Raw genomic sequence first — 675 nt, 5'->3', positions numbered from 1 at the left:
TGCACTGTAAAATTGATTAATTAACTTCTAAAAAATCAGAGATATGAAAAAGATTGAAAATTCATTCGCAGTAACAGGTTTTATCGGTAAGGATGCAGAAATCCGTAGTTTTGAAACAGCAAGCGTAGCACGCTTTTCTATCGCGGTCAGCCGTGCAGACAAGACAGGTGAAGAAACCTCTTATGTTTCCGCTTTCATGGGGATTGAAGCCTGGAGAAAGAATGAAGCACTGGATTCCTTCGATGTATTGAAAAAAGGTGAGCTGATAACCGTTGAAGGCTACTTTAAGCCGGAAGAATGGACGGATTCTAAAAGTGGGGAGAAGCGTAACCGCATTGTGATGGTAGCCACCAAGTTTTATCCGGCTCCGGAAAAAGAAGAAGAAAAACCGGATCAGCCTAAACAGAAGGCTGTCTCTAAAAAGAAAAAAGCAAGCAAATGATTGAAGCGGCCTAGTGCCGCTTTTTTTTGCTACATATCCGAGAGTGTTTTTGCGTTCACGCAGTATTCTTCCCCACCCTCCCCTTCATCGGAATGACTGTTCTCATTCCCGGTTTGCCCGTAGTCATCCGCTATGCGGCTGATTATGGGCAAACCAGAAAAGAGAAGTTCCAAACGTGGGCGGGATTGCAATGGTCATCATCCGGAGCTTCGGCATTGCCGAAACAACCTCCT

1 protein-coding gene is annotated in these 675 nt (G+C 44.6%); it reads left to right on the top strand.

All coding sequences use genetic code 11. The annotated features are described in order from the left end of the window. The first annotated feature begins 43 nt into the window (after positions 1-43). Positions 44-442: a single-stranded DNA-binding protein gene (locus KFO40_RS24905; protein WP_005868746.1), complete on the top strand. Its 399-nt coding sequence runs from the start codon at positions 44-46 to the stop codon at positions 440-442. The last annotated feature ends 233 nt before the right edge of the window (positions 443-675 follow it).

The sequence above is a fragment of the Bacteroides sp. 1001302B_160321_D4 genome, from assembly GCF_015667765.1.
Taxonomy (GTDB): domain Bacteria; phylum Bacteroidota; class Bacteroidia; order Bacteroidales; family Bacteroidaceae; genus Bacteroides; species Bacteroides xylanisolvens.
Note: the sequence above shows the minus strand (reverse complement) of the source record. Positions and strands in the feature narration are given on the sequence as shown.

Coding starts and splice junctions, on each gene's coding strand:
- KFO40_RS24905 (WP_005868746.1), top strand. CDS start 44: ATGAAAAAGATTGAAAATTCATTCGCAGTAACAGGTTTTATCGGTAAG.